We start from the raw sequence: 22,727 nt of genomic DNA, 5'->3' as shown, positions 1-22,727 counted from the left end.
ATCTGCACGACCAACTGGTTAAAGCCGAAATCTTTAAAAAAGACGGTACGAAAGAAACTTGGGTGTACAGCTACGACGCCTTGGGCAGAAGGATAGGCAAAGGCTGTTTGAAAAACGAAGAAGTTTCAGAAACATCATTCCAGCATGATTTAAGCGGGAACGACCTCGAAAACCAAACCCGCTTCGTTTGGGACGGCAGCCACCTCTTGCAAGAAATCCACCCGAACGGCAGATATACCTATATCTACACCGATCCCGACAGCTACGAACCCTTGGCACAGGTACACAACCACACCAATGCCGAGGGCGAAAGCCGCCAACAAATCTACTACTTCCACTGCGACCAAATCGGCATCCCAAGAGAGATGACCGATAAGGACGGTAACCTCTTGTGGTTCGACAACTACACCGGCTGGTGCCTTCTGAAAGAGGAAACCAAGGTAACGGATAGCGCATACCAACCATTCCGATTACAGAACTAGTATTGCGACCGTGAAACGGGGTTGTATTACAACTTCTTCAGGTATTATGAGCCTGATGTGGGTCGGTTTGTAAATCAGGATCCGATTGGGTTGGGAGGTGGAAGTAACTTTTATCAATTTTCGACAAATATACAAAATATGATGGATCCTTGGGGATTAAATGCTGTTAGCATATCCAAAGGGGCATTGTCTATGATTGTAATTGATACAATGACTCCAGACCCCACTGATGCGGCATTGCCTAAATGGATTGCATATGGGGGCTTGGAGCTGCCGCAACAGGTGTCGTTGCATCATCGGAGAGCGATACATGTACAGGAAAATGCCAAGAAGAAAAAAAACGTAAGAAATGTTTAGATGCAATAGCAGACAACAATGGTTACAGCGAAAACATCTTATCTAACATTACAAAAAAGTGTTTCCATCCCTGCTGCTGCGAGATACACAGCATTGATTGAAAAAGGTAGTATTGCCCCTCCAGTTAAAATGGATGGAAATACTATTGTAGATGGTAACCATAGAATGGTAGCCGGATTATTGTGTAATCAAATACCTGCCAGTACACCAGGAACTGCTCCATTATCTAAACCAAGAATACCTTTGAGAGATATACAACTAGACCCTATAGATTGGTGGTAATAAAAATGATATCAAATGACATTCAAGAATTACTTAAAAATATTACAAAGTCTCTAATTAAAATCGAAACAAAAGAATTAGATGTCTTAATTTCTAGACAGTTAATCCATATGGATAATATTGATTTTCACAGATACGAAATATCCCATAGGGAAATTGGAAGTCTTAAATTTTTTTTCTGTTCATTTCGTGGCGCTTTCATAAGCTATAGTTCCTTTACTAATTGTAATTTTATTAATTGTTCTTTTATTACGGCAATAGTTTGTAATACAAAATTTACTAATTGCACATTTATTAATTGTGTATTCAGATCAATGCATATACAAGATAATTTAATATCTAATTGCTCTTTTCAAAACTGCTATATAGAAGATAATATATTTTCTACAAATGAAATATAATTTATTACAATGTTGAACAAGGCATCCGAGCCGCCTTTTAGGCGGCAACAGCAGTAATTGCCTCTAGAGGCCATAAGGAGTATGTAGCAAACCAGAATCAGAGAAAACTGACCCCTGCTATTGTCCGCCAGGTACTTGTGGAATTGTTTATCTGAGGACACATCCTAAAACTGGCGAAAAATATGTAGGCCGAGCCAAATCCTCAATAAGATATTTTGCCAGGCAAAGAGAACATAATAGAGCATTCAGAGCAACTCACAGGTTTACCTTACTTGGGCAAACTAAATCTGGTCAATGTCTAGACCGATTGGAAGAAGATCACATTAGATTACAAGGCGGTATCAAGAGTCGAGGAGGACCTTTGGCCAATAAACGTCATCAGATGTCTGAACCTCGCTACCGTGCAGCAGGTGGAAAAATTCCCATGCCTTATTGAATTACAGAAAGGAACTTTAAAAAATGGCAAGAAAAAAACAGAAATGGCAGGTAGGCGATTATTTTGGCATTCCCATAGAAGATGATTTTTTAGCTGTTGGACAGATTCTTGGAAAATATGATTGGATAGGTGTAGCCTGCTTAATTACCAAAATGAAAATTTCCTCAAAAAACCTTCCTTTATATGAAGATATAAAAATAGATAAAAACGATATTATTGCTGCTATGTTTATTACTGAAGAATCGTTAGATAAAGGATTCTGGCCAATTATTCAAAAAGGTATAGTAAATAAAAATATACTGAAGCAATATTTTCCTAATATTGACTTAATTGAACAAGGAAATATTATTGGTATTAATACCGAAGGTTCAGCTATTATTGATGGTTTTATTAAAGCTTATTTTAGTCTAGCACCTTGGGATGACTGGCATGACCCCGAATACCTTGATAAACTTCTTATTTCTCCCGACAAAAAACCTGAAAATCTCATCTATAAGAACAAATGATCTATTCCAACTCAAAGCTTGTCCTGAAAGTAAAATGCTTCGTACTATTTGAAAAGCCTTCACGTAGCTTTCCAAATCTCGGTGTTAACGATGGCTTTATTTTGATTTCAGTTTGAGCAAGTTTTTTTTTAGATCGATCGTATTAGTTGTCTCAAGTTACAAGGATGGTTCAGCTTTTTTTGGTATAAACCCTCCGGGTACGACTGAAGCGGAAGCCTTAAGAAAATGTTAAGAACGAAGAAATTTACAATGTCTAAATTCTAATAGACAGGAGGCCGTCTGATATTCAGATGGCCTTTATAAATTAGCTATATGCTATGAGTTGAAGGTACTTAGTATCGTAATAAGTTTTCTACCCTCAACCCTACTACTACTCAATAATTAAGTGGTAGAGTTACAGCCAAATCTCTCTTAAAACCTATTGATTTTATACTAAAAATTGGAGTACTATGAGCACACTCTCTTGAGTACCATTAATTCTCATTTGACATATAGGAACAAAACAGCGGAATTTGTAGAAGAATAGGGAAAAGGAAATTAATTTATATTATGTTAAATTCATAACTCTACGATTTTAGTCTGCTAACTCCTGTTTCTTCAGTAGTACAATTACTTATATAAGCGCAAATCGACGCTGCCATCACAGTGGTTCAAACCTGGAATCGCAAAGAAACGGGAGAACTCTTCTGCGCCTTCGGCGTTATAAAGTAATACGTCATCGACCCTTTGGAAAGCACGATATTGCGTGCGTTTGGCTCGGCGGTTTGTGAATCTGTCAGTTTCCAACCGCGCCAACCTTCTTGGTTGATACCGCTATCGTAGAACCAGCCATTATAAATAGTTCGCCATGGCTATTTTTCGGACCACCGATGTAAAACAAAAAAAAACAGTCCGCAACTTCACTTTAAAGTTGCGGACTGTTTTTTTGTTTGGACTAGATTGAATGAATTAACCCAAGCTAGCTACTTTTTTCAACAACGCATCTGCCGCTAAAATTCCAAGATTATTTGATGCCAGCGGGCTGTCGCCAGTTAGCACATTACGATCTTTGTTTACTTGGCCGGTAATGTCTTCATTCAACACTTTGATGCAGTATAACCCTAGTATTCTGACTTAAAAATTAATAAAATAAGAATAAACTATTCTGAAAAAAGGAATAATAGTGAATAAACTAGAAGCCCTTCGCTATTTTTGCTCCGCTGCCGAAACCTTTAATTTTCGTGAAACCGCCCAGCGGCTCGCCGTTTCGCCTCAAGTCGTCACAAGAATGATCGCCGATCTCGAAGCCTTATTAGGTGAAAGTTTGTTCAAACGTAACACGCGAAACATCAAGCTCACTGAATTTGGCGAACAATTTTTGCCGAAAGCGACGCAATATTTGGCGGAAAGCGAACGGCTATTTGCTAAAAACAATGTAAAAGAAAAAGCAATGCAAGGTGTGGTACACCCTGCCGCCAATGCTTATAACGATGAAATTCTGTTTGAATTATTGACCGCACTTGAGCCCTACTCCGACATTGTGATTGATTGGCGGGTGGGAATTGATAAGCTCAAAAGTGTGGATGACCAAGCGAGTGGTGTGGGTGTATAACAAGTTGAAGGAGATGTTATTGTCGAAAATGGTTTAGGCATAAAACATGGCGAGATGATCTCGCCATGTTTTTATCACGATTGCTTATCCACAATCGATTTTAACATCGTATAAGATTGGGCTTGTTTTTGTTCATCAAAAATATAACTCACCGCCATAATTTCATCAAAATGTACCCGTTCACGCAGTTGCTTGAGTTGAAATTCCACACTTTCAGGACTACCGATAAGCGAACAAGCAGTCATTTGTTCCACTACGGCACGCTCTTGATTGTAAATCGGGATTTCCTCAAAATCGACTGGGCCAAAGTGTGGTTTCTTTTGGGCATGCATTTGGGCTTTCCAAACGTCTTCTTCTGACGCCATCGGTGGTTGTAAATTTTGTTGCGCATTAGTCACTATATTTAAGAAAAATAGTGTTTGTGTCGTCGCGAGTTGTCTCGCTTCGTTATCGGTTTCTGCAACAATCGCGTTCACACCTAAGATGACATAAGGTTCAGCAAGATAGGTAGAAGGTTTGAAGTTTTTGCGGTAAATCTCCACTGCCATTTCCATCATACGTGGCGCAAAGTGTGAAGCAAATGCATAAGGCAAGCCAAGTTCTGCCGCAAGATAGGCACTTTCAGTGCTAGATCCTAAAATATAAAACGGTATATTCAAGCCGGCAGAAGGATATGCAGAAACAGGGTTAGAATCTTTAAAGTAACCGCGAAGTTCCGCAATTTCCGCAGGGAAATCCAGACTTTTTCGTCCTCGACGAAGTGCCGCAGCCGTTTGCATATCAGTTCCTGGCGCACGTCCTAAACCGAGTTCAACACGGTTTGGATAAAGCGTCTCCAGTGTGCCATATTGCTCGGCCACCACATAAGGCGAATGATTCGGTAACATCACGCCGCCCGAGCCAACGCGCAAGGTCTTCGTATTGGCTAGCGTATGTTGAATTAAAAGTGCGGTCGCTGAACTCACCAAATTTTTCATATTATGATGCTCAGCAATCCAATAGCGCTCAATGCCAATGCGCTCCGCGTGTTTTGCAAGATTCACCATCGAATCGACCGCTTGCAAATAAGTTTGCCCTTCACGAACGGGGGCAAGATTGAGAATGGAAAGTTTCATGGTGTTACTCCTTATTGATTGAGCAAAGTGAAATCCAACATCACTTTCCCAATATGCGTGCCTTTGTCCATTTCTATATGGGCTTTTGCTACGTATTTAAAATCAAATACTTGATGAATAATCGGTTTGCCGATTTCACCATTGCCGAGTTTTTCCCAGAGCTCGTTGCATAAGGATTGGGTGATTTCTGCCTTAATAAAATCAATGCCCATTTCTGACAGTTTTTGTACTACCTGCACCGATTCGCTTTCGTCAAAACCGCCTTTTTGGAAGTCCGCCGAATTGAGTTTTACGCCTACCAAGAAATCTTTATCAAGACCGCAGCCGTCTGAAACATTGATAGACCGGTTACTGATATCCGCTTTCTGCTACTTTTGTCCATTTTGCCAATGTCTGCTTCATCTGTGCCTGAGGGATGAAGCGGGCCATCCGTTCTACTTCCTTGCCTTGATAAAACAGCAGCCATGCAGGTACGGTCAGCACGTGGAAACGTCCGGTCATTTCGGGTATTTCAGCAATATCGGCTTTTACGGCATACACATTTCCTTCCTCCGCCAAAGCTGAGTCAAGCTGGGCGCCCACGACCGTACAAACACCGCAGATTGGGGCTTTGATGTACAGTGATACTAAAGGGTATGTGGCGATGGCCTGTTCGATGTCTTTCAAAGTGTGCAGTTGTTGCATGCCATGTACTCCTTTGAGCGATTAAGCCCTTTTCTAGTTGTCCAGAAAAGGGGCTTTTAACGAAATGAAAACAAGAAAACGTTTTGAGTCGTCTAGATTTTTTCCACAACCACTTTTGCCCGCGCTTTCAGGCTGTTCAACACTGGGGAGGTGGCGGCTGAGCGGTCGGCGAAATTTTGCAGGGTAGGAAGGTCGGCGTCGGCTTTTACTTTTATGGTTAGCACCAGATTATCCAGTCCGCCGTAGCCATCTTCCATGCCGAACAGTTTGGCCATGTCGATACCGCCGCTTGCGGATATTTCAAACTGTTCCAGTTTCACGCCTGCCAATGCTGCTTGCAACTCGAAACCTATGGAGCAGCAGCCTGCCGCAGCGCTGATCAGGTATTCCACCGGATTTGGGGCGGCGTTTTCACCGCCCATGTTTTTCGGTTCGTCTGTGGTAAAGGCAGGGAAGCGGCGCACGGAGATTTCATTCTTCGTGCCGGATACCCAGCGCGAATCGGCGCGTAATACTGCCTTGCCTTTTGCATGGTCGTTTTCAACCGCTGCCATGGTGGTTCGGAAACGTTCGATATCTAACCCGTTAATCATGTTTTGTCCTTTCATATGATGAATTGCAGATGGTTTTTCGCTACACTTACACGCCCATTTTCCACGCGGAGATGCGCTTCAAATTATCCACCGTGTCGTGATTGACGATGGCGGCGAACGTGCTGTCCAGTTTGGCAATTTCAGCTTGTCTTCATCGCTGAGAGCAAAATCAAAGACATTCAGGTTTTCCGCCATACGTTCGGGTTTGGTGGATTTTGCCAATACAATGATGCCACGTTCCACCAGCCAGCGGGTAATCACTTGCGCCACGGATTTGCCATATTTCGTACCAATTAGCGACTGACAAAATGGTGGGCAAAAGCCCACCGCTTCAAGTTGATGTTTTATCATTAACCGAACACTTTTTTCAAATGTGCTTGGTAGTCTGCGAAGTATTGTTCTACTTGTGGATTTTTAACTACATCGTTACATGTAAATGTCGGTAGACGGGTCAAACCGATGAACTCGTTGAGTTTGTGGAAAGGCATGTACACAGCATCCACATCTTTGCCTTCAAAGAAGTCGCCTTCACGGGTGAACGCTTCAATCGGCGCATTCCAAGTAAGCGAAAGCATGTGTTTTTTGCCTTGCAATAAACCACCTGTACCGAAGCCTTCGGTCGGGCTGACACGATGACGGCCATCACTGTGGTAAAGCTTGCCGTGTCCAGCGATAAATACTTCGTCTATGTATTTCTTCACTGTCCAAGGCTCGTGCATCCACCAAACAGGCATCTGCCAAATCACGGCATCCATCCACAAGAATTTTTCGATTTCTGCCTCAACATCATAGCCAGCATCAATCACAGTTTCTTTTACATTGTGTCCAAGTGCGGTCAAAACTTCTTTTGCTTTTTTGTGAAGCGTGTGGTTTAACTCACCATGAGAATGACCGAAAGCTTTACCACCGTTTAATAATAAAATGTTCATTTTTACTCCTAGAATAAATAATTTATAAAAAAAGGATGTGATGTTTACGGATATTGTCTTCTGTTTATTCTCAGAAGTTGAAGTCATTTTATGATTTGTTTTTATTGAGATAAATAGGGTTTATCTTTATAATGTAATGAATTAAATTCACTAATAAAAAAGAGTTTAAAGAGAAAATGCAGAACTTTAACGAACTGAATTATTTTTTAACACTGGCGCAAACGCAGAGTTTTGTGAAAGCGGGGCAACTTTTGGGGATTTCTTCTTCGGCGTTGAGTCATAGCATGAAAAATTTAGAAATGCGGCTAAATTTGCGTCTGTTCAACCGCACTACACGCAATGTATCGCTGACCGAAGCCGGGCAACAGCTTTTCGATCAACTTTTCCCACTTTATCAAGCCATAAACCAAGAAGTCGATGCATTAAATGATTTTTTGAATACGCCATCGGGATTGATTCGCATCAACGCCCCGGCGATGGCAGCGGAAGCCGTGTTGTATCCAAAATTAAAGCCGATTTTGAACCAATACCCGAAAATCCGCTTGGAAATCGTGGTGGACGATCGTTGGGCAGATATTGTGAAAGAAGGATTTGATATGGGCGTTCGGTTAGGTAACAAGGTAGCGAAAGAGATGATTGCCGTACCGATTTCTGCGCCGTTCAAAATGGTATTGGTCGCCTCGCCCGATTATTTGGCGCAATACGGTTCGCTGAAAAATATTGATGATTTGCAGCAGCACCGCCTTATCGGTGCGAAGCTCTCCGCCGAACACGGCACGGAAATTCAATGGGAATTCAAATATAAAAAAAAGCTGATTACGTTCACACCAAAATCGCAGTTTTCTATCAACAATCATCTGCGCCTGCAAGCCGTTTCAGACGGCCTTGGCATCACTTGGCTGCCACATATCATCGCCACAGACGCACTCCATTCTGGGCAGTTGGTTGAGCTGTTACCCGAGTATGCCATCACTTACGATCCGCTTTACCTCTATTACCCCAGCCGCCGCGGGCATTCCAATGTGTTTAAGTTGATTGTGGATGCGTTAAAAGTAAAAGCCGTCTGAAATTTCAGGCGGCCTTTTTAATAACAAAGTGCGGTCAATTTCCAGCACTTTTTATCAATCCCTTTTCTTCACCAAAACAACGCATTAAGCAATCCAATACGGTGCGTACTTTTGCTGATTGGGTGCGATGTGCGGTGGTGGCATAAAGGGTGCGGGTGGGAAGTGTGTGTTCAGGTAATACAATGCTTAACTGACCATTTTCTATCAAAGGCGCCACATCGCCAGAAAGCAACACCGCCAACCCCATGCCGGCACAGGCATATTCTCGTGCGACCAGTGAAGAATCTGGGCAATCGGTGCGATTTTCGGGCAGCGTTTCCGGTAGCCCTAAACACTTGAATGCGTGTAGCAGGACATTGCTATTGTGATTAAGCCAGTCGGCATTGAGTAAATCTTGCGGCTGGGCAATGGGGTGTTCACGCAAATAGTCTGGTGAAGCGCAAATCAAGGTTTGCCATTGTGCCAACGGGCGCGCGATGCTGTCGGGATCGTCAGGATGTAAAACAACGCGGATAGCGATATCGGTATCGTTTTGCAAATCCACCAAGCGGTTGTTTTCATTGAGTATTAAGCGAATTTTTGGGTAACGATGTCGTAAGGTTTGCACGGTACGTTTCATCGGTTCAACCGCGCTATAACCGGTCGGTAGGCTGATGCGGACTTCACCTTCCGGTTCGGTTTGCAAAATACCCATTTCGCGCTCAACGGCATCGTGCCAGTCGGTTAATTGACGGGCGTATTGCTGCAACTGCCGCCCTTCTGCCGTCGGCGTGAGGCTGCGTGTGGTGCGGTTAAGCAATTTGACGCCGTAATGATTTTCCAGCTTGCGAATGGCTTGACTGATTGCGCTGGCGGTCATGCCCAAATGCGGCGCGGTGGCATTCATACTGCCGTATTGCAGCACGGTGGCAAAAATATAGATAAGTTTGAATTGCTCCATTATAAAGCCTTTCTTAAAACTGTTTATTTAATTTGATAGATTATCAAGTTAATTAAAGTAATATACAATATATTTCATTACAAACAGATGAAGCAAGGAGTACTTTATGCCACATATCAATATCAAATGTTGTCCAAAGAACCTGTCTGAACAGGAATTGCAAGCCTTTGCAGATGATTTAACGGCTTTTGCCAGCGAGCGTCTAAACACGCCTGCAGAATTCATCACTATTGCCTACACTGAAATTCCGGATGATGAATGGAAAGAAAAGGTTTGGGACAAAGAAATTGAGCCAAATGTAGAGAACCTGTTACGTAAACCCGAATATGACATGTAACCTGCGCGTATCATCAAAACCCTAAAAAAACGACCGCACTTTACTCAGGAGAACAGCATGAAAGCATTTAAAAAATTAGGGTTTAGCGTACTTTTCGCCACTCTTGCAACGAGCAGTTTTGCCGGTGAACCGTTGCGCTATTTTGGACAAAATGAAACTGCCTACCATAGCCAAGTGCCTTATGGGAACAATGAAAAAGTTGGTCGTTATGCGACGGCAAGTGATGGGGCGAAAATTTATTTTGAACGCTATGGCAAAGGCTCACCTGTAATTGTTTTGCATGGCGGATTAGTGGGTTCAACAGCTGAAATGGGCGAGTTTATTGACCGTTTAAGCCAAAATCATGAAGTCATCGCCATCAGTACACGCGGTCATGGCAAATCTGAAGTCGGCAGTGTTGCGCCAACTTATGCACAAAAAGCGGCTGATGTGCTTGCCGTATTAAAAGCCGCACAAATTAACGGTAAAGTGGATTTGCTCGGCTTTTCAGACGGCGCTTATACCGCCCTCACCTTTGCTGCCGATTATCCCGAACAGGCAGCCAAAATTATTGCTATCGGTGCCGGCGAATGGAAACGTGGTTTTATTCAAGGCGGGGGAAATAAACGTGCAAGCTATGAACAAATCCGCCAGTTAGATCCAAGTTATTGGGAAATGCAACAAAGCATTCGCCCCAACCTACAACAAACGGCAACGTGGTTTGACAATGCGCAGAAAAATTATGACAACACCCAAGTTGGCAAAGAGACATTTGGTAAGATCCAATCGCCGGTGTTGTTTGTGGTTGGCGAAGACGATGCCAATGCACCCTTGGATACAGTCATCAACGCCTATCGCATGACACAGAATGCCGATTTATCCGTTATCCCTAATGCGCCACATCCGGTATTTGTCTTGAACTTCCCGGCTGTTTGGACTATTGTAGAACCGTATTTGAATAACAAATAATGAAAGGAAAACAAAATGCTTAAATTATTTACTTTACCTGGTGAAGGTAAAATTCGCAGTCCATCACCTTTCGCCTGGAAAACCGAAGCGATGCTGCGTTTATCCGGCTTAGATTTCGAAAAAGAATATGTTGCCGATCTTAGCAAAATGCCTAAAGGCAAAGTTCCGGTATTGCAAGATGGTGAGAAGTTGATCCCTGATAGCTCTCTCATTCAGCGTTATCTAACCGAAACCTACGGCATTGATTTAGATAAACATTTAACGCCTGAACAAAAAGCGATTGCTGAAGCCTTTCGCCGTATGACAGAAGAACATTTATATTGGATGGGCGTATATAACCGTTTCGTCGATCCTCTCGGCAAACCATTTATGATGAAGGCAATGTTTGATGGTATGCCGACCGAACAAGCCGAAGCGATTTTTGCTGTGTTACAGGAAAACGCGAAAAAAGAAATGTACGGACATGGTATCGGAAGACACACGCAATCCGATATTTACGCTTTTGGAAAAGGAGATTTAGACGCCATTAGCAACTACTTAGGCACAAAACGCTACTTTTTCGGCGAAGAATTAACCTCCGTTGATGTGGCCATCGTGCCTGTTGTTGCAAACCTGATTCTTACCCCCATCGACACTGAAATTGCGCTATATGCAAGAACCAAAGCAAATTTAGTCGCCTATATTGAACGTTTCGATCGGGCAGTATTTGGAGAATAAAGCAAGAAATCAAAGGCCGTCTGAAATGTTTCAGACGGCCTTTTATTTATATCTCCCAGTCTTTTCTCAGCAAATCCTTTATTGTTTGATCGGCTGCTAATCAATTACCTACTCCAACTTTAACAATGGAAAGTGGGCAATCTATTCAATCCGGTTATGCCGCACCAACGCTATACGTTTCGCCCTTGCTGTCCGCTTGGCCAACAATGGCAGCAACGGCAGCGGCCAAGCCGTTGCGTGTCATGTATTTTTGCGGAATTTCTTGGGCATTTTGTGTCAAGGTATAGGCATTATCTTCGCCATCGGCAAGGCCGCAGGGGCGCAAGATAGTCCAATTCAAACCGCTTTGTTTGAGATAGATTTCGGCTTCTGTTTTGGCACGGACGGCTTCACCTAGTGCCTGTTTGAACGGCTCGCTCATCATGTCCCATTGTTCACCGCAGCCCATGCTGGTAATCAGTACAAAGCGGGCTTGCGGATTGGCGGCTTTCGTGGCGGCAATAATGTTGATATTGCCCAGCGCATCGCTGCGGATACCCTCTTCGTTTTTGCCGCCGACAAAACTGATCACGGTATCAGGATGGTATTGTGCCAACGCTTTATCGAGCGCGTCGGCATCAAGCGCATCGGCGACAACGGTTTGAATATTGTGTTCGACAAAAAAACTGTCTTCAGACGGCTTTCTTAATACGGCGACGGTATCGGCTGAGTCAGTCAATGTGCGGATATAGGCGCGGCCGGACGGGCCGTTGGCTCCGAAGATGAGTTGCATGTTTGGGGCTCCTTTGTATGGTAGATGTTTATTGTTAGAAAATCCGCTCCTCTACGCGGCAAGGAACGGATTTTCAGGCCGTCTGAAACCGTTTAAGCGGCATCAAACAGTTTTCGCATGGCTTCGATTTGATGTTGTTTCAACTCGCCTGCTTCATCGCGGCCGACGAAAATTTTAAACATGGCGCCGCCGTTGCGGTTGATAAAGTTGAGCGAGCAAGTGGCTTTACCCATAAACGGGCGTTCCAAAAGGTAGATGGAGGCGCAGTTTTCATAGTAGATGTGGCCGTGTACGCCGCCGTCGGTTTCGGGATGGTCAAAGTTGTAGAAGCCGCGGCCGACTTTGCCGTTAGGCAGTTTGCCGCTGACTTCGACGATGGCATCGGGGGTGTGGGCGATGAAGGTAACGGATTCATTCCATGCGGCAACGGCTTGGAGAATTTCGACTATGCGGCTGCCTTCGGTTTGGCGCACGTTCTCTTCAGGCAGGCAGCGGATAACGTCTTCAAAACTGCATTGGTTTTGCGCGGCCAGCATTTCCAGTACTTGGCCGGGATTTTTTTCCAATGATTGACGCAACATGGTTTGTTGTTCGGCTGAAAGTTTTTGCATGGTTTGATCCTTTTCTTGAGTTGGAAGAGTGAGCATGAGTTTGCGGATAAGGGTGGGCGACCAATAACGGCCACTGGTATTCAAACGGATAATGCCGTCTGAATCAGGTTCTTTAAAAAGCTGCATTTCCTGCCATTGGGCAATCAGCTTTTGCGCTGCTTTGTTGCCGTCAAACAATAATGGATTCAGACGGCCTGTTTCAATATCGTGCTGAACTTTGCTGAGCAGTGCTTTATTTGGACTATGGCCGCTCATAAACGCGATGTTTTTCTCGCCTTTCGGCGTAGCAAGATAACTCTCCAAATCGCCCTGCACCTGATAGCTGAAACCGCCGAAGTTACCCCCTGCGCCGGAGCCGAACGCCAAACAGGGAATGTCAGATTTGATCAGGGTATTGTAGCGGTTGCGCTCGCCGCGGCCGGGATAGGCGAAGTGGCTGTTGCTGACATGTTCCCAGCCTTTTTCCAGCAGTGTTTCAACCGTGTAGGCATATTGGTCTGCCTGAATATCGAAACCCGGCGGTGTCGGAAATGCGCCTTTTTCAATCATGCGGTTGATGGGCAGCATGGGATAAAGGTTGAACGCATACGTATCCAAACCGGACAGCGGCAGCTCGGCGGCGCGGGCGATATCGTTTTGCCAAACTTCATCGGTTTGATTGGGTAGGCCGAACATCAAATCAGCGACAATCACGGCATCGAGTTCGCACAATTTTGCCAAATATTCAAACGCCTCGTCGCCGCTGTGTTTGCGACCGAGACGGCGGCGGATGGCGGTATTGAAGGTTTGCACGCCGATGGAAATACGGTTGGCCCCTGCTTCGAGACAAGCCTGTGCTTTTTCCAAATCGAAATGGCTCATGCGCCCTTCGATGGTAAACTCGCAGTCTTCGGCAAGCGGCAGATATTGGTAGCAGGCACAAATCAGGCGGACAAGGTCCTCCGTAAGCAACGCGGTCGGCGTACCACCCCCGAAATAAACGGCTCGGATTTTGCCCTTGCCTGTACGGACTTCAGCTTCAGCGGCCATTTCTTCGATAATTTTGTCGGTGTACACGCTGCTTTGGCTATCCTTCCACGCATTACGGTAGAAGCCACAAAAAACGCAATGGTTGGCGCAAAATGGAATATGCAGATAAGCAAGCGCGTCCACATCGGTGGCATGGGGAAGCTTTTTCTTCCAAATGTTCTGCCATTGGGGACGCGGCATTGGAACACCGCCCCAAACGGGCATTAATGCCTGACGTTCGGGAAATGCCTTAGGCGCGGATTGTTTCGGAGTCCAAACAAGCTGCTGTACCATGATAATGATTAATAAAAGTTATTAATAGGATTGATATATTAAATAACCATCATCATTTTCTTGTCAATATTTTTGCGTAATTAAAAATCAGTATTATTTTAAAATATTGTATTCTATAAATAATAAAATGTATTTCTATTTGATGGAAATCGGCATTTTACTTGTGAAATGCGCAAAATTTGGTTCTTCAAGCCGAGAACATCCTCTCATTTCGTTTTATTTTTGAACGATAAAATAAATTTTCTTTATCGTTTTTCAGATGGCCTGTTGGCGCTCAGCTTCTGAAATAAAACCCTGCTTCATCTTCGCAACGGCGTATCTGCCAACCGTAAACCGATTCAAGCAAGTCGGGGCGCATCACTTCGCCCACCTTGCCTGATGCAACGACTTTTCCCTTATTCATCAAAATAATATGTTCCGCATAACGCGCGGCGAGGTTTAAATCGTGCAATACCATTATTGATGAGGCACGGTTTGAATGCCCGACCAAATACTGCATCAAGCGGTGTTGGTGGCGGATATCGAGATGGTTGCACGGTTCGTCCAAAAGCAAGACCGGCGCGTTTTGCAACAGGGCGCGGATGATGTTGGCGCGTTGCTGTTCGCCGCCTGAGAGCTTGCCAATGCGCTTATCCGCCAATGCCGTCAAATCAAAATAATCGAGCAACTCGTCCGCCCATTCATGGTTCAGACGGCCTTTTTGTACGAATGACGCCAACGCAATGTATTCGCGTACGGTCATCGGCATGTTGTAACGGCCATGCTGCCCGACCCATGCCACTCTGCCCGCACGGATTTGCGGCGCAACGGCCTCACCGAAAAGCGTGATTTCCCCCTGCCCTGTTTGCCCGATTAAGGCACGCAGCAAAGTGGATTTGCCCGAACCATTCGGACCGATAATGACGGTCATGCCCGAAGGTATATCCAGTTGATCAATTTCAAGCAGGGTTTTGTCTTGGACGCGGACGGAAAGATTACAGATTTGAAATAAGGTGTGCATGGCAAAAGATATGGGGCAATGAAGTTTCAGACGGCCTGTTTAGGCATCAACGGCTTTTCAAAGGATTGATAAACAAATACATAAAAAACGGTCCGCCCAATAAGGCAATCACGATACCGACCGGCAAATCGACAGGGTATGTCAGCCAGCGCGCCGCTCCGTCCACCACCATCAAAAATACTGCGCCCAACCAAGCCGACAGCGTAATCAGTTTGCGGCGGCTGCCGCCGACGGTTTGCGCCAGCACATTGGGGATCATCATGCCAAGAAAACCGATGATGCCCGAAAGCGATACCGCCGCCCCCGTCATCAATGCCGCGCCGATTACGGTTTGTACACGCAATACCCCAACTGATACACCCATACTGGCAGCCGTGTCTTCGCCCGTCATCAAAACGTCCAGCCGCCTGCCTGCGGACAGCAAAATCAGAAAACCGGGCAACATGACCGTGATTGTCGCGACAGGAGATGAGAAACCGGCTTCGGCAAGGCTACCCGACAGCCATGTGGTCGCGCTGCGCAATACCAAATCGTCAGATAAAAACAAAATCATGCTGACCACCGCGCCCGAAAACGCGCTCAACACAAACCCCAACACCAGCAATCCCAAAGTACCGCCGCCGAGTAGCTTGTGCACTGCCAAAATCAGCAAGCACACACCCAATGCACCGAGAAAAGCCGCCGCCGGCACACCCATCGCGCCGCCGCCCAGAGCCAATAACACAATCACGCCCAAGGCCGCCCCGCCCGATGTCCCGATCAAACTCGGATCGGCCAGCGGGTTTTCAAATAAAGCCTGCAATGCCGCCCCCGAAGCGGACAAACCGGCTCCAACCAAAAGCGCGGTATAGATGCGTGGTAAACGAATTTGGCGGACGGTTTCATCCATCGCCAACGGCGACTCCCACGCGCCAAAGCCGATGCCGCAGCACAAATAAACGGCGGCGGCAGTAAGCAGCAGGCAGAGGGTAAGGATATGCGGTTTCATGACATCATGCGGTTTAAGCGGATTGAGGGACGGTTTCAGACGGCATTTTTAAGACAACCGTTTTGCTTCCTACTCAACAAGAAGGAACAAATCGAGGCCGTCTGAAAACAAAAATCGGGCAGAGTTTTCAAAACAGGTGCGTTTATTTCGCCAAACCATGCAAACGCTGAATCACTTGTGGCGTATCCAGACCATAACGGAACATATCGTTGGCCTTCCACAAATAAATCTTGCCGTTTTTCGCGGCAGGCGAGCCGGCGATTTCGGGGCGTGCGGCAAAGGTTTTGACGTTGCCTATCATAGCGGTGTTGTGGTCGGCAATAATGATGATATCGGGTTTGGCCGCAATCCATGCCTCACGCGTCATCGGTTTGAGACCGTCAATGGCGGCTGCGGCATTGATACCGCCGGCGCGGCGGATGATTTCGTCGGCGGCAGTGTTTTTGCCCGATACGATGCGCCCGTCGTAGCTGAAGAGGTAGCGTTTGCCGCTGGAAGGCTGTTGTTTCATATCCGCCTGCCACTTACCGGCCAACTTATCCGCCTGCGCGCTTTTACCGATAAGCTGACCGATGTTGCGGATACTTTGCGGATAGGCGGCGATGCTGTCATCGGGCGCAACATTGACGGCTTTAATGCCTGCTTTTTGCAGGTGGGTAAAAATATCGGCAGGCTGCGCCATCCATGAACCGATGGCGATGTCGGGTTTGGCGGCCACAATCGGTTCAACCGTCAGGCGGCGATGAATGCCGATACTGGGCTTGTTTTTCAATGCCGGATTTTGAACGGTCTGATCGCGGCCGACGATTTCGTCCAATGCGCCGAGCGCGGCAACGATGTCTGCCGTATCGGGGGTCAACACGACGATGCGTTGCGCGTGTGCAGTGCCGGTCAACGAAATAAGTGCGGAAAGCAGAAGGAGTTTGAGTTTCATTTATTTTCCTTGTCGAATGCTTTCAGACGGCCTGCTCGCTTTCTCAGGCCGTCTGAAAACGGTTAAATCACATTAGAACTTCAGTTGTACGGTTGCGGCGAAATTGCGGCCGGTTTCGGTGTACAAATCCATCACGCTTGAGCGGCTCATGCCGGCGACGTCTGCGTGTTGCCAGTATTTTTTGTTGCCGATATTGTAAATGTTCGCGCCGATTTCGACGTTTTTAGACGGCTTGTACCACGCTCCGACATCCCATACGCCGTAGCCCGGCGCTTGGAAAATGCTGTCGCTGCTGACGCGGCTGTGTTTTTTCGACCAGCGCAGTTTGGTATCGCCCCCCCATTTTTCTTGCGCGTAGTCCACGCCCAAAACGCCGTTGAGCGGGTAGGCGGAATCCAGCGGCGTGCCGTCTTGCTGCTTGCCACGCATCCAAGCGATGCTGCCGGAGACTTGCCAGCCCGGCAGGAATTTGTAGGCGGCAGAGGCTTCGGCACCGTAGGTTTTGACGTGATCAAGGTTTTGATATTGGTACTGGATAATCGGGCGACCGCCTATGGAGGCAGTGCCGACTTCGGTGCGGTCGATGAAGTTTCGATAACGGTTGTAGAACGCGGTAACTTGCGCACGGGTGCGTTCGTTTTTGAACTTCATCCCCAATTCAAAGCTGTTGGAGCGTTCGGATTTGAGGTTGGCATTGGGAATGACGGCATAGCCGTAGGTCGTATTGGCAAACGCCATGGTCGCACTGTCAAACGGCGGCGTACGGAAGCCTTGGGAATAAGTGGCAAAACTGGTGAACTGCTCACCCATCGGTACACTCAGGCGCAGGCTGGGTGTAAACGCGGAATCGCTAAAGCGCGTCGCCGTTCCGCTGGGGTTGGCGTTGAGATAGGCTTGATCGGTCGAAGTGTTCAGCTTGTCTTTTTCGTAACGCAAGGCCGGTGTCAGGACGATGCCGTTGCCGAAAGTCAGGCTGTCTTGTGCGTAAACGCTGAACGTTTTGCGCTTGCTGTCGGGGAAAGTTTTATTCGGATAGGTGCTGCCTGCATAAACTTTGCTGACGGCACCGGTCAGATTGTCCACTGTCAGGCTGTCGCGCGGACGGGCGGTCTCGGTGTGTTTGTATTCGGCGCCGGCAACGACGGTTTGTTTGACCGCGCCGTCAAATTCCCATACGCTGCGTCCGTTCAGCCCGCGTATGGTCTGATTGAAACCGTAGTCGGAATAACGGGTCGAGTTACCTAATTGGCGCGTGCCCATACGCGTAATGCTCGCATCGACGGCATCGTCTTCCGTACGCAGTTTTTGCTGATAGGCAGTCAGGTTGGCTTCTTTCAGACGGCCTTCGCCAGTGTAGCGGTAGCCTGCTTCGATACGTTGACGGCGGATACGGTCGCGGGCGTTGCTCTCAGATGTTGCGATGGTTACCGGCCCGCGCGATTGCGAACCCAAGCCGTTTGCCAATACGGTATCGTTGGCGTGGTAATACTGTTCGTACAAAGTTTCCAAGCGGTGGCGTTCGTTGCCGATATTGCCTTTCGCCAAGATATTATAGGCATTGTTTTTCTGAGGGTTGGTGGCAGTACGCGCAGTCGAGTAGCTGGTATCGCTGCCCATGTTTTCGGTTTCATGACCTTGACGGCGCGTCAGCATCAGCAGACCTTCGGCGTTTTCATGGAAACCTGCCACAGTCGCCGTCACGCCATGGCTGCGGTCACGGCCGCGGTAGCTGTGTTTTAAACCGAAATACCCGCGTTTGCCCGCATCGACAAAATCGCTCGGTGAGAGCGTCACCATGTTCACCACGCCGCCAAGCGCATCACTACCGTACAGCGCGGAATAAGGGCCTTTGACAATATCGACCTGCTTGAGCGTGTCGCTTTCGACCATATCGCGTCCCGAAATCGCGCCGTTGGAACCGCCGCCTGCATAAGATTCGGGAATGCGTACGCCGTCCACCATCATCAGAATGCGGTTGCCGTCTATGCCTCGGATATTGATACCCGCATGACCGCGGCGATTGTTGTCTGACGGCACGCTGACGCCGAATTCATACATCACGATATCGTCTAAATTCTGTGCCGAGGCTTGATTCAAGGTTTTGCGTCCGATAACCGACACATTCGGCGCCGCTTTATCCAAGGTTTGCGCATTACGGTCGGCCGTAACCACCACAGGCTCTATTTCTGCCTGAGCCACCGGCATCTGAGCCGCATATAACTGTCCGGAAAAAACCGCCCCTATTACACAGGCAATCGCTTTCTTTTTCATTACACAACCTTATTATTTGAATAAAAATGGTTTGCATTTATAAAATAAATAGGCGATTTTTGCAAGTTTAGAAACCACAAGATAGCACTAAAACCACTTCAAAAACGCAAAATATAGTATGACGTAGCTGGATAAATAATGGGGCTGACGTAGATTAGCCCTAAATTCCACACCAATCCCGCAGAATTTTAAGCTGTTGAGACGGTGTGCCGAAGTTAAACTGAAATTCGCATTCTTTCAAGAACAGCGGGAAGGATTTGCGATCAATTCCGTTGTATTTACGCAAGACGCGTTTTGCCTGATTCCAAAAATTCTCAATGTCGTTAATGTGGTTCTGACGGTCTGCAAATTCCTTGGAATGGTTGATACGGTAATGGATAAAACCGCTTACGTCCAGCTTGTCATAGCTGCTCAGGCTATCCGTGTAAACAATGCTGTCCGGCATGATTTTCTGTTTGATAACAGGCATCAAAGTATCAGATTTGGCATTATCTACGACAACGGTATAGACCCGTCCGTTGCGTTTCAGGATGCCAAAGACAACTACTTTTCCTGCTGCGCCGCGACCACGTCTGCCTTTACGCCTTCCGCCGAAATAACTTTCGTCCAGCTCAACAGAGCTCTCAAAAACCTCATCGGCAACCAAGGCCAGATAATGGCTGATAACCATACGAATTTTGCGGTAGAACAGAATAGCGGAGTTGGGCTGAATGCCCAAAATATCGGCAGCGGAACGGGCGGTAACTTGGAGTACAAAAAATTCAAGTAGTTTCTTTTGAACTCTCTTGCTTAATTTACAATTGGTTATCTGCATTTTCGTAGCCTAGCATAACCGCTAATCTACGTCAGCCCCTAGATTTTTACCATAGGTATATTTCTTTTCATCTGATTTAGATAACCGATAACATCATGAAGCCTGCTTTTTACCTCCCAATATTGTTTTTACTTTCAGCGTGCCGTCCTGAAGCTGAGACAGCCGACATGGCTGCACCAACGGCGCGTAAGCCTTCTTAATTACGAGTCTGAAAAGCGTCAAACTGTAGCCACCCCAGTTAAAACACAAATTCCTGCATTATCTGCAATCAAAAACCAAGCTGATTTTGACTTACTGTCGCGTATTTATGAGCAAGGTAGTGAATATGAAATTCCTCATATCCTTTTCCTCATCGATCGTGAAAATAATAACCGTACAGACTACATCAATACTCCCAAATTTCGGCTGCATGAGCACTATCTGGCTACCATCTTGAAACCCATGCTGTCAAAAACTGAATTGAATCAACAATACCGTAGTCCTAACCGGCGTTATCTGTTGGGTACTATCAGTTGGCAGAATAGTACTCAAGAATATGTTTATGAGTTTTGGGAAGGAGACAAAATCACACCTGAATTGTTGAAATTGGCGGCAGGCCGTCTGAAAGACAGTTTCTACGCTCCGTTGCGTTATAAAACCAATTCTTTATGGCAGGAAACCGTTGCCGAGCAAAGCAAAGTTCCTTTTATTACCCAAGAAAGTTTGATTAAAAATTTCCCCTACCTGCCTCTAAACCAAGGTAAAGCGATAGGTACATTACGCGTTATTGTCAAAGAAGATGATCTTCATAATGTTGGCGCCGACGATATTATTATTTTGAAAGAGGTTCCCCTAGAGCTGCCACCTGTGGCAGGGATTATCAGCGAGAAACCATCTACTGCACTATCGCATGTGAATGTATTGGCACGCGGCTGGGGGATTCCCAATATTTACCTTAAAGACGCAGAAAAAATCCTAGCCCCATATATTGGCCGTCGTATCGAATTTGAAGCGACTGCTAAGCAATACCGAATTGTCCAAACCAACCGGAACACTACCAGTAAAAGCTTTTCAGACGGCCTTACCCTGCCCCAACCTGATGTTTCCGATTATGGCCTTAGGGCTTTGTCAAACCTGCGCCGTGATGACAGCCGTTACTGCGGCAGTAAGGCTGCCAACCTCGGTCATATCCGCGCCCATATTAAAGGTAGTAATGTACCTGACGGATTCTGCATTCCGTTTGCCTATTATCAAGCCATGATGGATAGGCTGGGTATTAATGCAACAACACTGGCCCAAATCGAAACACAAAGTGATGGAGACAACCGCAAGCGCCGTACTGCTTTACTCACGCTGCAGAAAAAAATTACCGATGCCGAAATCCCGTCGGAATGGAAACATAAATGGGCTGAGCAATGGCGCAATCAATTAAACAGCAAAGGCGTGTTTGTCCGCAACTCCTCTAATTCCGAAGACCTACCCAATTTCAGCGGCGCAGGGCTGTACACCACCGTGCCAAATGTTACCGATGAAAACGCGTTGGCCGAAGCAGTGAAGCAATCTTGGGCTTCTGTTTTCAATTACAGTGCATACGAAGCCCGCCGTATTGCCGGATTGCCTCACGATAGCGTGAAAATGAGTGTCTTTGTGCAACAAAGCATCAATGCAGATCTCTCCGGCGTGTTGGTTACCATCAATCCTTATGATATTGCTCAGAAAAATAGCGCCTACATTGCCGCCAAACGCGGGTTGGGTATTCGTGTCGTTGAAGGCAAACGGGTAGCCGAACAGGTGGTCTATAACCGTCGCAATGATTCTGTACAACGTCTCAGCTCCTCTAATGAAACCACAGCGTTGCAACTGGATAAAAATGGTGGAGTACGGGAGGTGCCTGTAACCAGTGGCAATGTGATGAATCAAGAACAAATCCGTCGCCTTGACCAAACCGGCCAACAAATCAAACAGCTATTTGCCAATGGCGAGCAGGATATCGAATGGGCGTTTGACAATGGTAAGCTTGTTATCCTCCAAGCACGACCGTATCTAAACGGTACACGTTAAAGTAAAAGGCCGTTTGAAATTATCGTTTCAGACGGCCTTTGCATCATAAGTTAGTTATACCCTATACTTCCAGATCTCCAAGGAACTATGATGTCAAAACAACTCACTTTTTATTTTATTCGCCATGGCCGTACCCAATGGAACGAACAAGAGCTTTTGCAGGGATCAGGCAATTCACCACTGACCGAACAAGGAATTACAGGAGCTCAGAAAACCGGGGCGGCGCTACAACAAGTAGAATTTACCGCTGCTTATTCCAGCATTTTACAACGTGCCATTGATACGGCTGGCCATATTATCGGTCAGCGTCCTATTCCTCTTTTTCAGCACTGTGGACTAAATGAGCAATCTTTTGGAAGTTGGGAAGGTATGCAGATCACTGACCTACGGAAGTTAACCGAATTTAAACAACTGACCAATGACCCGGCAGCTTATAAAGCATTAAGCAATGGTGGCGAAACCTTTGAACAATTAGCAGTACGTGCAATGGACGCCCTTTGCGATATCATTAAAGTACATCAATCGGGAGCCAATATTTTAGTGGTATCACATGGCCATACCTTGCGGCTTTTATTATCCTTACTAGGCGGAGCGACTTGGGAAAACCATC

The 22,727-nt window shown here is 46.3% G+C and carries 25 protein-coding genes and 2 pseudogenes; 11 read left to right on the top strand and 16 right to left on the bottom strand.

Annotated elements, in window-relative coordinates; translation table 11 throughout:
• The 4 genes and pseudogenes from HMPREF2871_RS12190 to HMPREF2871_RS11140 all read left to right on the top strand — a co-directional run.
• Positions 1 to 482, top strand: a 482-nt coding sequence (locus HMPREF2871_RS12190) for an RHS domain-containing protein (protein WP_210392294.1), incomplete at its 5' end; no start/stop codon positions are given.
• Positions 483 to 494: 12 nt separating this feature from the next.
• A pseudogene (locus HMPREF2871_RS12185) lies at positions 495 to 839 on the top strand (RHS repeat-associated core domain-containing protein); the annotation flags it as partial.
• An 18-nt stretch (positions 840 to 857) separates the two neighbouring features.
• Entirely contained in the window at positions 858 to 1,121 is a 264-nt protein-coding gene (locus tag HMPREF2871_RS11810; protein WP_141744544.1) for a hypothetical protein, read from the top strand.
• A gap of 860 nt (positions 1,122 to 1,981) precedes the next feature.
• Positions 1,982 to 2,464: an Imm26 family immunity protein gene (locus HMPREF2871_RS11140; protein ID WP_004520529.1), complete on the top strand. Its 483-nt coding sequence runs from the start codon at positions 1,982 to 1,984 to the stop codon at positions 2,462 to 2,464.
• 609 nt (positions 2,465 to 3,073) lie between these two features.
• On the opposite strand, the gene HMPREF2871_RS12010 is transcribed toward HMPREF2871_RS11140, so the two are convergent.
• Both HMPREF2871_RS12010 and HMPREF2871_RS11635 read right to left on the bottom strand, forming a co-directional pair.
• Positions 3,074 to 3,250: a tannase/feruloyl esterase family alpha/beta hydrolase gene (locus HMPREF2871_RS12010; protein WP_157749784.1), complete on the bottom strand. Its 177-nt coding sequence runs from the start codon at positions 3,248 to 3,250 to the stop codon at positions 3,074 to 3,076.
• A 162-nt stretch (positions 3,251 to 3,412) separates the two neighbouring features.
• Positions 3,413 to 3,547, bottom strand: coding sequence for a hypothetical protein (locus tag HMPREF2871_RS11635; RefSeq protein ID WP_004520532.1), 135 nt, complete (start codon positions 3,545 to 3,547; stop codon positions 3,413 to 3,415).
• Positions 3,548 to 3,626: 79 nt separating this feature from the next.
• On the opposite strand from HMPREF2871_RS11635, the gene HMPREF2871_RS11135 reads away from it, so the two are divergent.
• Positions 3,627 to 4,055: a LysR family transcriptional regulator gene (locus tag HMPREF2871_RS11135; RefSeq protein WP_004520533.1), complete on the top strand. Its 429-nt coding sequence runs from the start codon at positions 3,627 to 3,629 to the stop codon at positions 4,053 to 4,055.
• Positions 4,056 to 4,129: 74 nt separating this feature from the next.
• Here HMPREF2871_RS11135 and HMPREF2871_RS11130 read toward each other — a convergent pair whose 3' ends face one another.
• The 6 genes and pseudogenes from HMPREF2871_RS11130 to HMPREF2871_RS11105 all read right to left on the bottom strand — a co-directional run bounded on the left by HMPREF2871_RS11130 (position 4,130) and on the right by HMPREF2871_RS11105 (position 7,376).
• The gene (locus HMPREF2871_RS11130; protein WP_004520534.1) at positions 4,130 to 5,170 is read right to left on the bottom strand and encodes an LLM class flavin-dependent oxidoreductase; all 1,041 of its coding nucleotides are present in this window, start codon (positions 5,168 to 5,170) and stop codon (positions 4,130 to 4,132) included.
• Positions 5,171 to 5,181: 11 nt separating this feature from the next.
• A complete protein-coding gene (locus HMPREF2871_RS11125; protein ID WP_004520535.1) occupies positions 5,182 to 5,472 on the bottom strand; it encodes a hypothetical protein in 291 nt (96 codons plus the stop codon).
• 46 nt (positions 5,473 to 5,518) lie between these two features.
• On the bottom strand, positions 5,519 to 5,854 hold the full coding sequence (locus HMPREF2871_RS11120; protein ID WP_004520536.1) for a thioredoxin family protein: 336 nt from the start codon (positions 5,852 to 5,854) through the stop codon (positions 5,519 to 5,521).
• Between the two features lie 92 nt (positions 5,855 to 5,946).
• On the bottom strand, positions 5,947 to 6,447 hold the full coding sequence (locus tag HMPREF2871_RS11115; protein WP_224783358.1) for an OsmC family protein: 501 nt from the start codon (positions 6,445 to 6,447) through the stop codon (positions 5,947 to 5,949).
• Between the two features lie 46 nt (positions 6,448 to 6,493).
• Positions 6,494 to 6,741, bottom strand: a pseudogene (locus HMPREF2871_RS11110) (aldo/keto reductase); the annotation flags it as partial.
• Positions 6,742 to 6,797: 56 nt separating this feature from the next.
• A complete protein-coding gene (locus HMPREF2871_RS11105) occupies positions 6,798 to 7,376 on the bottom strand; it encodes an NAD(P)H-dependent oxidoreductase (protein ID WP_039862395.1) in 579 nt (192 codons plus the stop codon).
• A gap of 176 nt (positions 7,377 to 7,552) precedes the next feature.
• On the opposite strand from HMPREF2871_RS11105, the gene HMPREF2871_RS11100 reads away from it, so the two are divergent.
• Positions 7,553 to 8,443 carry a LysR family transcriptional regulator gene (locus HMPREF2871_RS11100; RefSeq protein WP_049344827.1) on the top strand — a complete coding sequence of 297 codons (891 nt, stop codon included), beginning with the start codon at positions 7,553 to 7,555 and terminating at the stop codon, positions 8,441 to 8,443.
• 34 nt (positions 8,444 to 8,477) lie between these two features.
• On the opposite strand, the gene HMPREF2871_RS11095 is transcribed toward HMPREF2871_RS11100, so the two are convergent.
• A complete protein-coding gene (locus HMPREF2871_RS11095; RefSeq protein ID WP_004520542.1) occupies positions 8,478 to 9,383 on the bottom strand; it encodes a LysR family transcriptional regulator in 906 nt (301 codons plus the stop codon).
• Positions 9,384 to 9,489: 106 nt separating this feature from the next.
• Here HMPREF2871_RS11095 and pptA point away from each other — a divergent pair, with 106 nt between their 5' ends.
• From pptA to HMPREF2871_RS11080, 3 genes are read left to right on the top strand one after another with little or no spacing between them, the layout of a single operon-like run.
• Positions 9,490 to 9,720, top strand: a complete 231-nt coding sequence (pptA, locus tag HMPREF2871_RS11090; RefSeq protein ID WP_004520543.1) for a tautomerase PptA — start codon at positions 9,490 to 9,492, stop codon at positions 9,718 to 9,720.
• Positions 9,721 to 9,777: 57 nt separating this feature from the next.
• On the top strand, positions 9,778 to 10,668 hold the full coding sequence (locus tag HMPREF2871_RS11085) for an alpha/beta fold hydrolase (protein ID WP_049336078.1): 891 nt from the start codon (positions 9,778 to 9,780) through the stop codon (positions 10,666 to 10,668).
• Between the two features lie 15 nt (positions 10,669 to 10,683).
• Positions 10,684 to 11,385: a glutathione S-transferase family protein gene (locus HMPREF2871_RS11080; protein WP_049336080.1), complete on the top strand. Its 702-nt coding sequence runs from the start codon at positions 10,684 to 10,686 to the stop codon at positions 11,383 to 11,385.
• A gap of 154 nt (positions 11,386 to 11,539) precedes the next feature.
• On the opposite strand, the gene HMPREF2871_RS11075 is transcribed toward HMPREF2871_RS11080, so the two are convergent.
• From HMPREF2871_RS11075 to HMPREF2871_RS11045, 7 genes are all read right to left on the bottom strand, one after another.
• Entirely contained in the window at positions 11,540 to 12,157 is a 618-nt protein-coding gene (locus HMPREF2871_RS11075) for an NAD(P)H-binding protein (protein ID WP_049336082.1), read from the bottom strand.
• A 92-nt stretch (positions 12,158 to 12,249) separates the two neighbouring features.
• Positions 12,250 to 14,070: a heme anaerobic degradation radical SAM methyltransferase ChuW/HutW gene (gene hutW, locus HMPREF2871_RS11070; protein ID WP_004520547.1), complete on the bottom strand. Its 1,821-nt coding sequence runs from the start codon at positions 14,068 to 14,070 to the stop codon at positions 12,250 to 12,252.
• Between the two features lie 274 nt (positions 14,071 to 14,344).
• The gene (locus tag HMPREF2871_RS11065; RefSeq protein WP_049344825.1) at positions 14,345 to 15,070 is read right to left on the bottom strand and encodes an ABC transporter ATP-binding protein; all 726 of its coding nucleotides are present in this window, start codon (positions 15,068 to 15,070) and stop codon (positions 14,345 to 14,347) included.
• A 46-nt stretch (positions 15,071 to 15,116) separates the two neighbouring features.
• Positions 15,117 to 16,058 carry a FecCD family ABC transporter permease gene (locus tag HMPREF2871_RS11060; protein ID WP_049336086.1) on the bottom strand — a complete coding sequence of 314 codons (942 nt, stop codon included), beginning with the start codon at positions 16,056 to 16,058 and terminating at the stop codon, positions 15,117 to 15,119.
• Between the two features lie 142 nt (positions 16,059 to 16,200).
• Positions 16,201 to 16,992, bottom strand: coding sequence for a heme/hemin ABC transporter substrate-binding protein (locus tag HMPREF2871_RS11055; RefSeq protein WP_004520550.1), 792 nt, complete (start codon positions 16,990 to 16,992; stop codon positions 16,201 to 16,203).
• Between the two features lie 72 nt (positions 16,993 to 17,064).
• Complete coding sequence (locus tag HMPREF2871_RS11050) at positions 17,065 to 19,263, bottom strand: TonB-dependent hemoglobin/transferrin/lactoferrin family receptor (RefSeq protein WP_004520551.1); 2,199 nt, start codon at positions 19,261 to 19,263, stop codon at positions 17,065 to 17,067.
• Between the two features lie 160 nt (positions 19,264 to 19,423).
• Entirely contained in the window at positions 19,424 to 20,077 is a 654-nt protein-coding gene (locus HMPREF2871_RS11045; protein WP_004520552.1) for an IS1595 family transposase, read from the bottom strand.
• A 441-nt stretch (positions 20,078 to 20,518) separates the two neighbouring features.
• On the opposite strand from HMPREF2871_RS11045, the gene HMPREF2871_RS11040 reads away from it, so the two are divergent.
• Positions 20,519 to 22,117, top strand: coding sequence for a PEP/pyruvate-binding domain-containing protein (locus HMPREF2871_RS11040; protein ID WP_239665359.1), 1,599 nt, complete (start codon positions 20,519 to 20,521; stop codon positions 22,115 to 22,117).
• A 90-nt stretch (positions 22,118 to 22,207) separates the two neighbouring features.
• The coding region (locus HMPREF2871_RS11035; RefSeq protein WP_070625288.1) for a histidine phosphatase family protein at positions 22,208 to 22,727 on the top strand (520 nt) is incomplete at its 3' end.

The organism is Neisseria sp. HMSC067G12 (genome assembly GCF_001812725.1).
Taxonomy (GTDB): domain Bacteria; phylum Pseudomonadota; class Gammaproteobacteria; order Burkholderiales; family Neisseriaceae; genus Neisseria; species Neisseria perflava.
The sequence above is the reverse complement of the archived record's forward strand: the minus strand, read 5'-3'. Positions and strand labels throughout refer to the sequence as shown.

What these genes read in the sequence shown, in the direction of transcription:
- HMPREF2871_RS11100 (WP_049344827.1), top strand. Translation starts at nt 7,553, where the DNA reads ATGCAGAACTTTAACGAACTGAATTATTTTTTAACACTGGCGCAAACG.
- HMPREF2871_RS11115 (WP_224783358.1), bottom strand. Translation starts at nt 6,447, where the DNA reads ATGATTAACGGGTTAGATATCGAACGTTTCCGAACCACCATGGCAGCG.
- HMPREF2871_RS11120 (WP_004520536.1), bottom strand. Translation starts at nt 5,854, where the DNA reads ATGCAACAACTGCACACTTTGAAAGACATCGAACAGGCCATCGCCACA.
- HMPREF2871_RS11085 (WP_049336078.1), top strand. Translation starts at nt 9,778, where the DNA reads ATGAAAGCATTTAAAAAATTAGGGTTTAGCGTACTTTTCGCCACTCTT.
- HMPREF2871_RS11095 (WP_004520542.1), bottom strand. Translation starts at nt 9,383, where the DNA reads ATGGAGCAATTCAAACTTATCTATATTTTTGCCACCGTGCTGCAATAC.
- hutW (WP_004520547.1), bottom strand. Translation starts at nt 14,070, where the DNA reads ATGGTACAGCAGCTTGTTTGGACTCCGAAACAATCCGCGCCTAAGGCA.
- HMPREF2871_RS11040 (WP_239665359.1), top strand. Translation starts at nt 20,519, where the DNA reads ATGCTGTCAAAAACTGAATTGAATCAACAATACCGTAGTCCTAACCGG.
- HMPREF2871_RS11105 (WP_039862395.1), bottom strand. Translation starts at nt 7,376, where the DNA reads ATGAACATTTTATTATTAAACGGTGGTAAAGCTTTCGGTCATTCTCAT.
- pptA (WP_004520543.1), top strand. Translation starts at nt 9,490, where the DNA reads ATGCCACATATCAATATCAAATGTTGTCCAAAGAACCTGTCTGAACAG.
- HMPREF2871_RS11060 (WP_049336086.1), bottom strand. Translation starts at nt 16,058, where the DNA reads ATGAAACCGCATATCCTTACCCTCTGCCTGCTGCTTACTGCCGCCGCC.
- HMPREF2871_RS11045 (WP_004520552.1), bottom strand. Translation starts at nt 20,077, where the DNA reads ATGCAGATAACCAATTGTAAATTAAGCAAGAGAGTTCAAAAGAAACTA.
- HMPREF2871_RS11075 (WP_049336082.1), bottom strand. Translation starts at nt 12,157, where the DNA reads ATGCAACTCATCTTCGGAGCCAACGGCCCGTCCGGCCGCGCCTATATC.
- HMPREF2871_RS11810 (WP_141744544.1), top strand. Translation starts at nt 858, where the DNA reads ATGGTTACAGCGAAAACATCTTATCTAACATTACAAAAAAGTGTTTCC.
- HMPREF2871_RS11130 (WP_004520534.1), bottom strand. Translation starts at nt 5,170, where the DNA reads ATGAAACTTTCCATTCTCAATCTTGCCCCCGTTCGTGAAGGGCAAACT.
- HMPREF2871_RS11055 (WP_004520550.1), bottom strand. Translation starts at nt 16,992, where the DNA reads ATGAAACTCAAACTCCTTCTGCTTTCCGCACTTATTTCGTTGACCGGC.
- HMPREF2871_RS11050 (WP_004520551.1), bottom strand. Translation starts at nt 19,263, where the DNA reads ATGAAAAAGAAAGCGATTGCCTGTGTAATAGGGGCGGTTTTTTCCGGA.
- HMPREF2871_RS11140 (WP_004520529.1), top strand. Translation starts at nt 1,982, where the DNA reads ATGGCAAGAAAAAAACAGAAATGGCAGGTAGGCGATTATTTTGGCATT.
- HMPREF2871_RS11080 (WP_049336080.1), top strand. Translation starts at nt 10,684, where the DNA reads ATGCTTAAATTATTTACTTTACCTGGTGAAGGTAAAATTCGCAGTCCA.
- HMPREF2871_RS11065 (WP_049344825.1), bottom strand. Translation starts at nt 15,070, where the DNA reads ATGCACACCTTATTTCAAATCTGTAATCTTTCCGTCCGCGTCCAAGAC.